The 14,576-nt window shown below is 64.8% G+C and carries 12 protein-coding genes; 7 read left to right on the top strand and 5 right to left on the bottom strand.

Annotated features, from left to right (window positions below):
* The gene (gene thpR, locus FJQ89_RS15600) at nucleotides 1-528 is read right to left on the bottom strand and encodes an RNA 2',3'-cyclic phosphodiesterase (protein ID WP_168208464.1); all 528 of its coding nucleotides are present in this window, start codon (nucleotides 526-528) and stop codon (nucleotides 1-3) included.
* A gap of 95 nt (nucleotides 529-623) precedes the next feature.
* Between thpR and FJQ89_RS15595 the strand changes: the two genes are divergently transcribed.
* From FJQ89_RS15595 to FJQ89_RS15585, 3 genes are all read left to right on the top strand, one after another.
* Nucleotides 624-1,088: an FKBP-type peptidyl-prolyl cis-trans isomerase gene (locus tag FJQ89_RS15595; RefSeq protein WP_096237983.1), complete on the top strand. Its 465-nt coding sequence runs from the start codon at nucleotides 624-626 to the stop codon at nucleotides 1,086-1,088.
* Nucleotides 1,089-1,172: 84 nt separating this feature from the next.
* Nucleotides 1,173-2,105, top strand: coding sequence for a cysteine synthase A (gene cysK / locus FJQ89_RS15590; protein ID WP_141170840.1), 933 nt, complete (start codon nucleotides 1,173-1,175; stop codon nucleotides 2,103-2,105).
* A gap of 144 nt (nucleotides 2,106-2,249) precedes the next feature.
* Complete coding sequence (locus FJQ89_RS15585; protein ID WP_141170839.1) at nucleotides 2,250-2,651, top strand: ribosomal maturation YjgA family protein; 402 nt, start codon at nucleotides 2,250-2,252, stop codon at nucleotides 2,649-2,651.
* A 2-nt stretch (nucleotides 2,652-2,653) separates the two neighbouring features.
* Here FJQ89_RS15585 and FJQ89_RS15580 read toward each other — a convergent pair whose 3' ends face one another.
* The 3 genes from FJQ89_RS15580 to FJQ89_RS15570 all read right to left on the bottom strand — a co-directional run bounded on the left by FJQ89_RS15580 (nucleotide 2,654) and on the right by FJQ89_RS15570 (nucleotide 6,654).
* Complete coding sequence (locus tag FJQ89_RS15580; protein WP_141170838.1) at nucleotides 2,654-5,482, bottom strand: M16 family metallopeptidase; 2,829 nt, start codon at nucleotides 5,480-5,482, stop codon at nucleotides 2,654-2,656.
* A gap of 80 nt (nucleotides 5,483-5,562) precedes the next feature.
* Nucleotides 5,563-5,925: a hypothetical protein gene (locus FJQ89_RS15575; protein WP_180287855.1), complete on the bottom strand. Its 363-nt coding sequence runs from the start codon at nucleotides 5,923-5,925 to the stop codon at nucleotides 5,563-5,565.
* On the bottom strand, nucleotides 5,926-6,654 hold the full coding sequence (locus FJQ89_RS15570; RefSeq protein ID WP_100874591.1) for a P-loop NTPase family protein: 729 nt from the start codon (nucleotides 6,652-6,654) through the stop codon (nucleotides 5,926-5,928). It lies immediately after the preceding gene.
* Nucleotides 6,655-6,867: 213 nt separating this feature from the next.
* Here FJQ89_RS15570 and FJQ89_RS15565 point away from each other — a divergent pair, with 213 nt between their 5' ends.
* Nucleotides 6,868-8,640 (top strand): GGDEF domain-containing protein, encoded by a 1,773-nt coding sequence (locus tag FJQ89_RS15565; protein WP_243136068.1) that lies wholly within the window; start codon nucleotides 6,868-6,870, stop codon nucleotides 8,638-8,640.
* On the opposite strand, the gene FJQ89_RS15560 is transcribed toward FJQ89_RS15565, so the two are convergent.
* Nucleotides 8,630-9,112 carry a CinA family protein gene (locus tag FJQ89_RS15560; RefSeq protein ID WP_141170836.1) on the bottom strand — a complete coding sequence of 161 codons (483 nt, stop codon included), beginning with the start codon at nucleotides 9,110-9,112 and terminating at the stop codon, nucleotides 8,630-8,632. The two genes, FJQ89_RS15565 and FJQ89_RS15560, sit on opposite strands and share 11 nt — an antisense overlap.
* Before the next feature lie 223 nt (nucleotides 9,113-9,335).
* Between FJQ89_RS15560 and FJQ89_RS15555 the strand changes: the two genes are divergently transcribed.
* Genes FJQ89_RS15555 through FJQ89_RS15545 form a run of 3 tightly spaced genes read left to right on the top strand, consistent with a single transcriptional unit; the run spans nucleotide 9,336 to nucleotide 14,571 of the window.
* Nucleotides 9,336-9,953: a TOL_0243 family YfiR-like periplasmic protein gene (locus FJQ89_RS15555; protein ID WP_168208463.1), complete on the top strand. Its 618-nt coding sequence runs from the start codon at nucleotides 9,336-9,338 to the stop codon at nucleotides 9,951-9,953.
* A 2-nt stretch (nucleotides 9,954-9,955) separates the two neighbouring features.
* Entirely contained in the window at nucleotides 9,956-11,986 is a 2,031-nt protein-coding gene (locus FJQ89_RS15550; RefSeq protein WP_141170834.1) for a sensor histidine kinase, YfiR-like protein-associated, read from the top strand.
* On the top strand, nucleotides 11,983-14,571 hold the full coding sequence (locus tag FJQ89_RS15545) for an EAL domain-containing protein (RefSeq protein WP_141170833.1): 2,589 nt from the start codon (nucleotides 11,983-11,985) through the stop codon (nucleotides 14,569-14,571). The genes FJQ89_RS15550 and FJQ89_RS15545 overlap by 4 nt, the downstream gene beginning before the upstream one ends.
* The last annotated feature ends 5 nt before the right edge of the window (nucleotides 14,572-14,576 follow it).

Genomic DNA, 14,576 nt, shown 5'->3' with positions numbered 1-14,576 from the left:
TCACGCTGTTTGAATCCGCTTGCGGCTGGCCAGGATGCGGTACTCGCCGCTGCTTTTCAGCGATTCCACCAGCACCAGTTCGTCCGCCTGCCAGGCGATGGGTGCAAAGTCCTGGCTGGCCGGCGGCGGCGCCTGGCGCGCCAGGGTCACGTGCGGCGTAAAGCGGTCGTGCTCGAAGCGGGGCGCGAGTCCCTGTTGCGCCAGGCCGTGCATGCAGGCCGTGCGCAAGTCCAGCAGGGCGGGCGAGGGCTGCGCCAGCGCGGCCCAGGTCAGCGCCAGTTGCGCAAAGTGGCTGGCGTGATCGAACAGCAAGGGGATGGGATGCGCCGGTGTGTGCGCCAGGATATCTTGCAGGGCCGGCAGCTCGCTGGCCGGGCGCTGGCCCAGGAAGGCCAGGGTCAGGTGCAGTTTCTCGGCGCGCACGGGCTTGCCTTGCAAGCGCGCCTGCCAGGCGAGCAGGGCCGTGCGCGTGGCCGCATCGGGCCATAGCGCGTAAAACAGGCGGGGAGCGTATGTATCGAGCGACAAGTTTTTCCTATCGTTGCAGCGGTTTGCTATCATTGGCCTTCCCTGCCCACTCGCATTGGCAGAGATCTCACCGAAACTCACTGAAAGAATACATCATGACGCGTAGCTCCGTTTTGTTTGCCCTGATCTGCTCCGTCGCCGCGTCGCTGGCGCAGGCACAGGCGCCAGCGCCTGTTCCCGCCTCCGCCGTCTCGCTGAGTCCCGGCCCTGTCGCCGATAAACTGATCGTGATCGACAACAAGGTTGGCACCGGCAAGGAAGCGTCCGCCGGCAATAACGTCACCGTGCACTACACGGGCTGGCTGTACCGTCCCCTGGCGAAAGATTCGCGCGGCAAGAAGTTCGACAGCTCCGTGGGCCGTGGCCCGTTTGACTTCCCGCTCGGCAAGGGCATGGTCATCAAGGGCTGGGACCAGGGCGTAGCCGGCATGAAAGTGGGCGGCAAGCGCACCCTGATCATTCCAGGCGAACTGGCCTACGGCCCGCGCGGCGCCGGCAATGGCGACATTCCGCCGAACTCGGCACTGATCTTCGACGTGGAATTGCTGGACGTGAAGTAATTGTTCAGTTTCGGCAGCGCACCACGTGCGCTGCCGTGAAAAAGCGGTAGACTGGATTCTTCTGTAATTGCTGTGGAGACTCCCATGAACATCGCCAACGACGTCACTGAACTGATCGGCAACACTCCCCTGGTGCGCATCAACCGCATCGCCGCCGGCAGTGTGGCCACCATCCTGGCCAAACTCGAATTCTACAATCCCGCGCACAGCGTCAAGGACCGCATCGGCCTGTCCATGATCGTTGCGGCCGAAGCCGCTGGCAAGATCCATGCCGATACCATCATCGTCGAGCCTACCAGTGGCAACACGGGCATCGCGCTGGCCATGGTCTGCGCCGCGCGCGGCTACCGTTGCACCCTGGTCATGCCCGACACCATGAGCCGCGAACGGCGCATCCTGCTGCGCGCCTACGGCGCCGAGCTGGTGCTCACGCCGGGCAGCGAAGGCATGCTGGGCGCCATCCGCAAGGCCGAGGAAATGGTGGCGGCCGAGCCGCACTACCTGATGCTGCAGCAATTTAACAATCCGGCCAATCCCGCCATCCACCGCGCCACGACAGCCGAGGAAATCTGGCGCGATACGGATGGACAAGTCGATATCGTCGTCGCCGGCGTGGGAACGGGCGGCACGATCACCGGCATCGGCGAAGTGTTGAAGGAACGCAAGCCCGGTCTGCAAGTGATTGCCGTGGAACCGGAAGCGTCGCCGATGCTGTCGAAAGGCACCAAGGGTCCGCACCCGATCCAGGGCATCGGCGCCGGTTTCGTGCCGCAGATTTTGAACACGGCCATCTACGACGAAATCATCTGCGTGAAGAACGACGATGCGTTCGCCACGGCGCGCATGGCCGCCAGCGATGAAGGTTTATTGGTCGGCATCTCGTCGGGTGCCGCCCTGTGGGCCGCCCTGCAAGTGGCGCGCCGCCCGGAAAACGCAGGCAAGACCATCGTCACCATCATCCCGTCGTTTGGCGAGCGCTACCTGAGCACGGCGCTGTATGCGGGCTTGGGCGACTGAGAACCTATCCGTCCGGCGGGGCTGCGCAGGTGGCCCCGCTTGAACTTGTCATAGCGAAATAGGCGCCAGGCAGGCAGGGCAGGCGCAGTACAATATCGGACGGGCCGCAATGGTTCGGCCCGAATTGTGTCTTTGAATGGAAATATGTTCCTGGTAAAACCTGAACGCCGCCGCCTGCTGCAGGTGGGCGCAACCGTGGCTGTCATCGCGCTGGGCCTAGCCTCGCGCGCTTATCCCCAATTTCTTCCCGCCGCGCTTGGCAAATATCCGGGCGACGCCCTGTGGGCCATGATGATCGTCTTTGCACTGGGCGCCATCGCCACGCGCATGCGCACGTGGCAGCTGGCTTTGTGGTCCTTGCTGATCTGCTTTGCCGTGGAATTCGGCCAGCTGGTCCAGGCGCCCTGGCTCGTCGCGCTGCGCGCGCATCCGCTGGGGCACCTGGTGCTCGGTTCCACCTTCGGCTGGGCCGACTTGATCGCCTACACGGCCGGTGTGGCCGTGGCGGCGTTCATCGACAAGCTGGCGCTGTTCAAGCGCCGCTAGTCTTACTTGGCGTTACCCTCCTTGAGGTTACCTTCGGCATCGCGCAATTCCACGGGCGCCAGTTTCAGCTTGGACAATTGCGGGGCGATCTTCGCCTTGTCACCCACGCCGATGACGATCAGCTTTTCCGGCTGCAGGTATTTCTTCGCCACCTGTTGCACCTGCTTGTCCGTCACGCCCGCAAAGCGCTGCGGCAGGGTGGCGTAGTAGTCGAGGCCCAGGCCGTAGATATACACGTTGGCCATGCTGGCGCTGATGCTGGCATTCGTCTCGAACTGGCCCGGCAGCGACAGCACCTGCGAATTGCGCGCATTCGACAATTCCTTGGCCGTTAACGGCTTGGCGATCATGGCACGGATTTCCTTGAAGGTTTCCGACACGGCCGGCCCCGTCACATCGGTGCGCACGCCGGCGGCAATCGAGAATGGGCCTGGCTGGCTGCGGTACTGGAATTGCGAGCGCACGCCATACGTGTACCCCTTTTCTTCGCGCAGATTATTGCTCAGCCGGCTCGTAAACAAGCCGCCCAGCGCCGCATTCATTACTTGCAGCGGCGCATAATCGGGCGTCGTGCGGGCCACGGCGATGGTCGACAGGCGTACGGCCGTCTGCGGCGCGCCCGGCTTGTCGACGAGGATCAGCCTGGCTTTCGTCGTGGCCGGCGCCGCCGTCACGGAAGGCGCCACCGTACCGGCCTTCCAGCTGCCGAACTTGGCTTCGGCCAGCGCCTTCAATTGCGCAGCGCCGATGTCGCCCGAGACGATCAGGGCCGCATTGTTGGGCACGTAATGCTGCTGCCAGAACGCCTGCAGGTCGGCGCGGCTGGTGGCTTTCAGGGCCGCTTCCGTGCCCAGCTGGATAGTGCCGTACGGATGTTGCGGGCCATACAGGGCGGCCGCTTCCACGCGGGCCGCCACGGCCCCCGCGTTTTCGCGCTGCTGCGCCAGTTCGCCGATGCGGCTGGCGCGCTGGCGCTCCACTTCCGCCGCAGGGAATTGCGGGTGCTGCACCACGTCGGCCAGTACGTCGAGCGCTTGCGGGAAGGTGGTTTTCAGCGACGTCAGCTGGGCGAACGAGGCATCCGCGCCGGAACCCGTGCCCAGGAAAGCACCGAGCTGCGCCACGTCGTCGGCGATCTGCGGCGCGCTGCGCGTGGCCGTGCCTTCCTGCAGCAGTTGTGCCGTAAAGCTGGATAAGCCCGGCTGCGCCAGCGGATTGGCGCCCGAACCGCTTTTCACCACCAGCTGGCTGGAAATCAGCGGCACGGCCGGGTTGTAATTGTGGATCACGGTCAAGCCATTGCTCAGCGTGAAGGACGTCGCTTGCGGCAGCACGATCTTCGGCGCGGGACCGGCGGCCGGCACCTTGTTACGCCACGGCTCGTCCGCATTGATGGCCGTGCCCGGTGCCGCCTTGACCTTGCCCGGCGCCGGCGTCGGCACTTCCGCTCCCAGGTCCGGCGTGCCCGGCACGCCGTACACGACCACGCGCGCCTGGTTTGTCAGGTAGGTGTCGACGGCGCGCTGCACGCCGGCCGCCGTCACCTGGCGGTAGCGTTCGATATCCTTGCCCAGGTAGCCGGGGTCGCCCAGGTACTGGTTGTACTGGTTCATCAGGTTGGCGTTGCCGCCCACTTTTTCCACCTGGCTCAGCATGCTCGTCTCGATGCTGTTGCGGGCTCGCTCGATTTCCTTCTCGCTGGGCCCCTTGGCGCGCAATTGCTCCAGCTCCGCCTGCATGGCTTGCTCGATTTCCTCGGGCTGGTGGCCGGGGCGGGCCGTCACGTCCACGCTGAACACCGAGGTGAGGGCGTTCGAGCTCTGGTTCGCGCCCACGTCCTGCGCGATCTGCTTGTCGTACACCAGCGATTTATACAGGCGGCTGGACTTGCCGCCGGCCAGGATGTGCGCGGCCATCGACAGTTCCGCGTCATCCTTGGCGTAGGCGGACGGCGTCAGCCAGGCCATGAAGACGCGCGGCAACTCGACCCGGTCCTGCACCACGATGCGGCGTTCCTGCGTGATGGGCGGCGTCACCACATCGGGTTTCGGTACGGCGGGGCCGCTCTTGAAGCTGCCGAAGTATTTGTTGACCAGTTGCTTGGTTTTCGCCTTGTCGATGTCGCCGGCGATCACCAGGCTGGCATTGCTGGGACCATAGTATTTGGTAAAGAATTCCTTGATGTCGGCCAGTTTGGCGTTCTGGATGTCCGCATGCGAACCGATGACGCTGGCGTAATACGGGTGGGTCTTCGGGAACAGCTGGTGGTACAGGGCTTCCTGCACGATGCCATACGGTGCGTTTTCCACGCTCTGGCGGCGTTCGTTGCGCACCACGTCCTGCTGGTTCGTCAGCGCCGTCTGGTCGAGCACGTCGAGCAGGTAGCCCATGCGGTCGGAATGGGCCCACAGGGCCAGTTCCAGCTGGTTCGACGGCACCGTGTCGAAATAATTGGTGCGGTCGAAATCCGTGCTGCCGTTCGAATCGGTGGCGCCCGCCCCTTCCAGCAACTGGTCGGCCATGCCGCGCGGCACGTGCTTGGTGGCGGCAAACATCATGTGCTCGAACAAGTGCGCAAAGCCCGTCAGGCCGGGCGCTTCATTGGCCGGACCCACGTGATACCAGACATTGACAGCCGTGACGGGCAATTTATGGTCTTCCACGAGGATCACGTCGAGGCCATTCGGCAGCGTGTATTTTTCGTACGCAACATTTGGCACGCTCGTGGCTGCAGTCGCGACTGCCGCAGCGGCGGCGTGGGCGAGGCTCAGGGGGACGCCGTACAGCGACAGCAACAGGGCGGGTATGGCCAGCAATTTGATCGGTTTCATGCATGCTTCCAGGCTAGGGTGGGGGGAAGACGCTGCGCTTCGCTCGTGGCTGGCGCAGCGCGACAGTGCTACGCTCGGTGCTACAGTTTATAAAGCAGGGCCGCGCCGCCCAGCACCAGCAGCGCGCAGGCGACGGAGACGATGGCGGCCGCGCCCAGCAAACGCCATTCGCGCGGCGTAAAGCCGGCGGCTGGCGCCGCCGCATTATCGGCAGGGCTGGCCAGGCTGGCCAAGGACGCGGGCGGCAGCTCAGGCAAGCCGCCCGCCGCGCGCGCTTGCGCCGCCAGCGCCTGCGTGGCGGCGTCCAGCAGGGCCAGCTGGCGCTCGACGGTTTCCGCCAGCACCGCTTCGTTCAGCGCCACCAGGGCGAATATCGGGTCATCGACGTCGATCTTGATGCCCGTCTTGTCGAACACATGGCTGCGCAGTTTGTGCTGGTCCATCTACCATTGCACCTTGTCGAGTTGTTCGAAGATGTCGCGGTAGACAACCTTGATGCGCTGTTTTTCCATGATGTTGAACTTGTCGTTCTGCATCACTTCCTGCATCGTCAGGCGTGCCGTATTCATTTTCTTGACATCCGCGCCAAAGGTGTCGGGATTGCGCTGGCTCAAGGTGATGCTGCCCTTGACGCGCGCGCGGTTGTCGGCATACGACTGCGATTCGATAAACTGCTTGCCGGACGCCGATTGCAGCAGGCCGAAGTGTTCGTTTTGCCACAGTACCAGCGGCACTTTCGTCGCTTGCGCCGTGGCGACAAAACCCGTGGCCGTATCGTGCAAGGTGTCGCCGCCGCCGACGATGGTGTGGATGTACACCTTGCGGCCCGATTCTTCCAGCAGCGAGAAACAATCGTTTTCCAGCAGATAGCCCATCAGCGGCGAAAAGGTATTCGCGCCATTGTCGATCACGCAGTTGCCGTCTGTTTCGAGGATGTCGATCATCAGCGCGTCAAAGCGTTTCGGGTCGATGTTGCGCGCATCCGTCATCACGGGCACGTGCTTGACCTGCATCGCCTTGTAGCGCGAGAACGTGGCGTTTTCCTGATCGGTGTCATAGCAGCGCAAGGGCGTGTCGTCCTTGCCGCCTATCCATTGGGCCAGCAGGGTCGATACCAGGGTCTTGCCGATGCCGCCCTTGCCCTGCAGGATGAAATGTACCGTGTTTTGCATTGCGACTACTCCAAGTTGTTGCGTCAGTGACAATCAAAGATTCGTGACAGCGGCGCGGGCGCCTGGCCAGGCCACGACTGGCATTTTTACCACAATCGTTTGCGAATATGCCATGCGGGACAGCGAATCTGGTTATGATGTTAATCAGGATACCATTGATATAGAGCAAGTTTTGTGTGAAAAATCCACCCCCAGAGTGTGAACGAGGACGCAGTGCCGATCTCCAGTCTCGATAAAGCCGACATTGACCGTTTGAATCAGCAAGCCCTGTCTTGCCTGGTCGGCAACCGCCGCCAGGCGCGCCGGCTGACGCAGATGGCGCTGGCGGCGGCGCAACGACAACAGTATGCGCGCGGCGGCGCGTATGCGGAACTGAATCATTGCTGGCTGGCGTATTACGCTGGCGAGGCCGAACCGTCGTGCGAGCGCCTGCGCGTGTATTTCCAGCACAGCGGCGACCTGGAAGGGGGCATGGAAGTGGCTGCCCTGCAGGGCGCGTATGCGAGCCGGCGCGGCGACTTTGCCGATGCCGAGCAGCATTTCCTGCAAGCGCGCAGCCAGGCCGCGCAGATACCCGACTCGCTGCACAAGTTCATGCTGTATGCGCGCCTGGGCGTCGATGCCCTGAACCGTGGCGATACGCAAGACGGCCCGCGCAATTTTTTGCTGGCGCTGGACATCGCCGAACGTTTCGGCAGCCCCGCGCACCGGGTCAACAGCCTGTCGAACCTGGCGTCGTCGCAGCATGACCTGGGCAACGATGAAGACGCCATCCCCCTGCTGGTCGAGGCGCTCGAGATCATCGGCACGCAAAAGCTCAAATACCAGCAAACCATCGTCTCGGCCAACCTGGCCATGTGTTTATTGGCTACGGGCAAGCCGGCCGAGGCGCTGGCGCTGGTGGAACCGTTTTACGAGTGGCCGGAAGAAGACCTGGCCGTCCGCGCCTTTTTATTCTGCGTTGCCGCGCACGCCGCCATCTTGCTGCGGCAGCCTGCCAGCGCGCTGCAACTGCTGCTGCGCGCCGAAGAGTATGCGCGCCGCGGCCAGGACCTGGAAGAGCAGATGCATGCGTGGCTGGTGCGCGGCAAGCTGGACCTGCACGCGGGCCAGACGGCGCAGGCGCTGGCCTCGCTGGCACAGGCGCACAGCCTGCTGAGCTGGACGCGCAATCCGTTTCACCAGCAGCAGATTTTGCGGGGATTGGCCGAGATCAATGCCCAGCTGGGCGAATGGCAGGCGGCGTACGGCTTCCTGCAGCAATACCAGGCCGCCTACGAGGCCAGCAGCAAGTCGGCGCGCGCCTCGCGCAGCCTGATGCGCAACCTGGAAAAAGAAATGCACAGCCTGAAAGCCGAGCGCGACAAGGCGCTGGAGCTGCAGGCGGCGCGCGAGACGGAAAACGTCAAGCTCGAGCACCTGAACCGCGAACTGGCGCACCAGATCCTGCACGTCAATTCGCTGCAGGACAGCCTGAAGGAACAGGCCATGCGCGACCACCTGACGGGCCTGTACAACCGCCGCCATTTTGAAACCTGCCTCAATGCCATCCTGCACGCGGCCGATGCGGATGCGCCCGTGGCCATTGCCATCATCGACCTGGATTTCTTCAAGCGCGTCAACGACACCTACGGGCACAACTTTGGCGATGAAGTGCTGATCCAGTTCGCGCGCCTGGTGGAGAGCCAGCTGCGCGGCAGCGACATGGTGTGCCGCTATGGCGGCGAGGAATTCTGCTTGCTGTTGCGCGAAGCCGACAGTGTCATCGCCGCGCACAAGATCGACGATATCGCCGCGCGCTATCGCCAGTTGCTGATCCGGCAGGCGCCACACAGCTTGACCGGCTGCACCTTTTCGGCCGGCATCGCCGAATACCCGCGCCACGGCGCCGGCCGCCACGACTTGCTGCTGCGCGCCGACAGCGCCCTGTATGCGGCCAAGCAGGCGGGCCGCGACCGCGCCTGCATCGCCGACGCTACTGGATAAAGCGCAGCAGTTCCCGCAGGGCGTGCGCCACGGCCTGCTCGCGCACGGCTTGCCGGTCGCCCGCAAACACCAGCCGCTGCGTCTGCACGCGACCGTCCATGGCCCAGCCGAAGCAGACGGTGCCGACGGGCTTGCCGGGCACGCCGCCCGTGGGGCCGGCGATGCCGGTGGTCGAGACGGCCACCTGGGCCTCGCTGTGCGCCAGCGTTCCCTGCGCCATGGCGGCGGCCACTTCCTCGCTGACGGCGCCGTGTGCGGCGATCAGCTCGGCGGGCACGCCCAGCATGCTGCTTTTGGCCCCGTTGGAATAGGTGACGAAGCCCCGTTCGAACCAGGCGCTCGACCCGCTGATGTCGGTGACGGCCTGGGCCACGCCGCCGCCCGTGCATGATTCGGCCGTGGCCAGCAGCAGGCCCTTCGCCTGCAAGGCCAGGCCGACGGCGGTGGAGAGGGGGGCGAGTGCGTTGCTCATGGAGGACTCCTGCATGCGGTGGTAAGGGTGGCGAGACTGTAGCATGCTCAACGGTAAAAGAAACTTTCCCCGGTAACAGCGAAAATGCGTACACTCTTTTATACATTTGCTACCACTTTGGGCCGGCAGGCGCTCTGTCGCTGCGCCACCCTGGTGCGCATCGCCCGAACCGGCAAGCGGCATGGTGCCGCGCCTTCGTATGCATTCTCTTTACTCGGTAGTCATGGCAATTCTGAACTGGTCCTGGTGGCGTCATCCTGGCCCCCTGCGCCGCCCCGTGCGCGGCGCCGGCCGCCGCTCCCTGCGCTTGGGCTGGCTATTGCTGCTCCTGGGCGTGCTGTGTGCCGAGGCGCGGGCGCAGGTGCCGGGCGAGCTGGAACGCCAGGTCAAGGCAGGGTATCTGTACAAGTTTGCCGGTTATGTCGAGTGGCCCGACGGCAGTTTTGTCCGGCCCGACTCCCCGCTGGTGATCGGCGTGGCGGGCGCCGATGCGCTGGCCGAGCAGCTCGAACAGAGCGTGGCAGGGCACAGCGTCAACGGCCGCGCCGTGCAAGTAAAAAAAGTGCGCCGCGGCGAAGCGCTGGCCGGGCTGCACGTGCTGTACCTGGGCGCACTGGAAAAAACGGCGCTGCAGGAAATGCTGGCCGCCAGCCGTGGCCTGGCGTTGTTGACGGTGTCCGATTCGGATGAGGTCTACGCGATGGGCAGCATGATCAATTTTGTGATGGCCGAAGACAAGGTGCGCTTCGACGTGGCCCTGAAACCCGTGGCGCAGGCGCATATCCGCATCAGCGCGCGCATGCTGCTGGCCGCCTATCGCGTGCAGACGGGGGGCGCCTGACCATGCTGCGACTGCGTTCCATCCGCCACAAGCTGATGTCGGTGGTCTTGCTGACCACCCTGGTGGCGCTCGTCATTTCGCTGGGCACCATCGTCGTCTACGACTTGCGCGCCTATCACCGCAACCTGGTGGCCGATATCAGTACCCAGGCCGAGCTGCTGGGGCACATGAGTTCGGCCGCGCTGGCCTTCGACGACGAACGCCTGGCGCTGGAAAACCTCAACCTGATGCGCATCCGCCCGCGCGTGACGGCCGGCGCCCTGTACAAGGCCGATGGCAGCCTGTTTGCCAGCTACCGCGCAAATGAGCGCGTGGGCGCGCTGCCGGCGAAGGTGGGCAAGGAAGGTGTCAGCATCGCCGGCAGCTCGGTGGAATTGTTCAAGCCCATCGTCGACAATGGCGAGCTGCTGGGCACCGTGTATCTGCGCGCCGATTATGAGCTGGCCGGCCGCACGGCCGATTATCTGGCCATCGCGCTGGGCGTGACGGTGCTGGCGCTGCTGGTGGCCTTGCTGCTGCTGCGCCGCCTCGATTTCGTCATCACGCAGCCCATCCTCGATATCGCCGATGTGGCGCGCGAAGTGATCGAGACGGGCGACTACTCGCGCCGCGCGCGCAAGCTCAGCGACGACGAAGTGGCGCAGCTGGTCGATTCCTTCAACAAGATGCTGGCCGAGATCGAGCTGCGCACGCACGCGCTGGAACGCTCGAACGGCGAACTGGCGCGCGAAGGCGAGCAGCGCACCGAGGCGCAGCAGGAAGTCATGCGCCTGAACCAGGAACTGGAAGTGCGCGTGCACGAGCGCACGATGCAGCTGGAAATGACGAATGGCGAACTGGCCATGGCGATGGAAGAGGCGCGCAGCGCCAACTATGCCAAGTCGGCCTTCCTGTCGTCGATGAGCCATGAATTGCGCACGCCGCTGAACGCCATCCTGGGCTTCGCGCAAATCCTCAGTTCCGACCGCCTGCCGTCGACCCTGGAGCAAAAGAAGGAATTCGCCGGCCATATCCTCAAATCGGGGCGCCATTTGTTGACCTTGATCAATGAAATCCTCGACCTGGCAAAGGTGGAGTCGGGCACGGTCAGCCTGTCACTGGAACCGGTGGGCCTGGACGCCATCTTGCAGGAATGCCGCGACATGATCGCGCCGCTCGCCAGCCAGCGCGGCATCGGCATGGCCTTCCCCGATGCCTGCCCCCTCAATGTGCTGGCCGACCGCACGCGCCTCAAGCAAATTCTGTTGAACCTGCTGTCGAATGCGCTCAAGTACAACCGCGAGCAGGGGCAGGTGGCCATCGAGTGCGCGCCGCACGCGGGCGGACGCGTGCGCATCAGCGTGCGCGACACGGGCGTGGGGCTCGATGCCGAACAGCTGGCGCTGCTGTTTCAGCCCTTCAACCGGCTGGGGCAGGAGGGCGGCACGGAAGAAGGCAGCGGCATCGGCCTGGTGGTCACCAAGCGCCTGGTGGAATTGATGGATGGCAACATCGGCGTCTCCAGCGCGCCCGGCGAGGGCAGCATTTTCTGGATCGAGCTGCGCGTGGTCGACGCCGTGCCCATTCCCGCCGCTCCGTCCTTGCCGCGGCCGGACCTGGCCGGCGCGCTGCTCGATAACAGCGCCCCCGTGACCTTGCTATATGTGGAAGACAATCCCGCCAACCTGACCCTGGTCGAGGAAATCGTGCGCTACTGCCCGCAATTGCAGCTGCTGACGGCCACGGATGGCCGCCTGGGCGTGGAGATGGCGCGCACGCATTTGCCGCAGCTGATCTTGATGGATATCAACCTGCCGCATGTGAACGGCACGGACGCGCTGAAACTGCTGCGCGCCGATCCGCGCACGGCGCACATCCCCGTCATCGCCCTGACGGCCAACGCCATGCCGGGCGACGTCGAGCGCAGCATGGCGCTGGGCTTTTATCGCTATCTGACCAAGCCGATCAACCTCGATGAATTTACCGAGGCGATCAACAGCACGCTGGCCTATGTGGCGCAGCAGCGCCGGCAAAAGGGAGCAGGCGCGCCATGATCAGCCAGGCCGATATCTATGCAGCGAAAATTCTCATCGTCGACGACCAGGACGTCAATTTGCGCCTGCTCGAGCACTTGCTGGGCAGCGGCGGCTACTCGGCCATCAGCAGCACCCTCGACGCGCGCGCCGTGGCCGGCCTGCACCAGCGCCACCAGTTTGACCTGATCATCCTCGACCTGGTGATGCCCGGCATGAGCGGCTACGAGGTTATGGATGCCTTGCGTCCGCTGGAACTGGAAGGCTACCTGCCCGTGCTGGTGATCGCCGCCGACCCGGACGCCAAGATGGCGGCGCTGGAAGCGGGCGCGCGCGATTTCATCAGCAAGCCCTTCGACGCGCTCGAAGTGCTCACGCGCATCCGCAACATGCTCGAAGTGCGGTTGCTGCACCGCGCCGCGCGTCACTACAACACCTTGCTCGAACGCACGGTGGGCCAGCGCACGGCCGAACTGCAGCGCTTTCGCGGCGCCATGGACGCCGCCACCGACGCCATCTTCCTCGTCGACGTGCTGGGCATGACCCTGGTCGACGTCAACGACGGCGCATGCCGCCTGCTCGGCTATGCGCGCGCCGAACTGCTGGCGCTGGCGCCCGGCACCCTGCTGCCGTCGCCGCCGGCCCCGCCTCTGGCCGCGCTGCCGGGCGGCGCGGCCCACCTGGCCACGGAAGTGACGGAATGCGAACTGCTGCGGCGCGACCTGAGCCCGGTGCCTGTGGAACTGGGCTGGCACTGGTATGCGCAGGCGCCCGTGGCGGGCGGCTATCCGGGCGCTGCGGTCACGGGTGGCCTGCTGCTGATCGCCGTGGCGCGCGACATCAGCGAGCGGCGCCAGGCGCAGGAGCGCCTGAAGCACCTGGCCCATTACGATGGCTTGACGGGGCTGCCGAACCGCAGCCTGTTCTACCAGACGCTGGCCCAGGCCGTCGAACTGGCGCAAGAGAAAAGCTGGCGCATCGTGGTGCTGTTCATCGCGCTCGACCGCTTCAAAAGCATCAACGATACCCTGGGCGCGGCGCTGGGCGACGAGCTGCTGCGCCAGTTCAGCAACCGCCTGGTCGAATGCGTGCGCCTGCGCGACACGGTGGGGCGCCTGGGCAACGACGAATTCGCGCTCATATTGACCATGAGCCGCAACCAGCAGGAAGCCGTGGCGGTAGCGAACCAGGTGCGCGAAGCCTTGCGCGCGCCGTTCGACTTGCGCGGCCACGCGGCCACCCTGACGGCCAGCATCGGCATCGCCATGTATCCGGACGACGCCACCGACCCGGAAACGCTGATCAAATACGCGAATACGGCCATGGGCGGCGCCAAGCAGGCGGGGCGCGACGGCTACCGCTTTTTCACGGCCGGCATGAATGTGCAGGTGCTGGCGCGCCTGGACCTGGAACTGGCGTTGCGCCATGCGCTCGAACACGAGCAGTTCATCCTCTACTACCAGCCGAAGGTGGACTTGCGCACGGGCCGCATCAGCGGCGTGGAAGCGCTGCTGCGCTGGCGCCGTCCCGGCTACGGCCTGGTGGCGCCGGCCGAATTCGTGCCGGTGCTGGAAGACACGGGCCTGATCGTGCGCGTGGGCACCTGGGTGATCCAGGCCGCCTGCCGCCAGATCGCCGAGTGGCGCGACAGCGAGGTGGGGCCCGTGCACGTGGCCGTGAATGTGTCGAGCCGCCAGTTTGCCGAAGGCGACCTGGAAGGCGAAGTGACGCGCGCGCTGGCGCAGTACGGCGTGGCGCCGGAACTGCTGGAACTGGAGCTGACGGAAACGGCGCTGATGTCGAACGCCGAGCGCACCATCGTCGTGCTGGGCAAATTGAAGAAAATCGGCGTCAAGGTGGCCATCGACGATTTCGGCACCGGTTACTCGAGCCTCGCGTATTTGCAGCGTTTCCCCATCGACAAGCTGAAAATCGACATCGCCTTCGTGCGCAACATTACCAGCAACCCGAACGACGCGGCCATCGCGCTGGCCATCGTCAGCATGGCGCACAGTCTGAAACTGAGCGTGGTGGCCGAGGGCGTGGAGTCGCGCCCGCAGCTCGAATACCTGCGGCGTAACCGCTGCGACGAGATCCAGGGCTTTTATTTCAGCCGCGCCCTGCCGGCGCTGGAACTGGGGCAGATGATCGCCGCCGGCGCCGGCCTGCCGCCCGGTCACGATCCCGCTGCCCAGCCGGCGCAAACCCTGCTCATCGTCGACGACGACGTCAACGTGCTGTCCTCGCTGCACCGCCTGTTCCGCCCCGAGGGCTACCAGATCCTCACGGCCAGCACGCCGGCCGAAGGGTTTGAAATGCTGGCCCTGCACCGCGTGCACGTGATCGTCTGCGACCAGCGCATGCCCAGCATGAGCGGCACGGAATTCCTCAGCAAAGTCAAAGAGCTGTACCCGGAAACCATCCGCATCATCCTGTCCGGCTACACGGGCCTCGAAGCGGTGCTCGACTCGATCAACCGGGGCGCCATCTACCGTTTTTATACGAAGCCGTGGGACGACACCCAGCTGCGCGACAACATCCGCCTGGCCTTCCAGCACTACTGGATGGTGAACCAGCCGGGGCTGGCGCGGGCGGCGGCGCGCTAGCGCTT

The sequence above is a fragment of the Janthinobacterium tructae genome (genome assembly GCF_006517255.1).
In the GTDB taxonomy this organism is placed as follows: Bacteria; Pseudomonadota; Gammaproteobacteria; order Burkholderiales; family Burkholderiaceae_D; genus Janthinobacterium; species Janthinobacterium tructae.
Note: the sequence above shows the minus strand (reverse complement) of the source record. Positions and strands in the feature narration are given on the sequence as shown.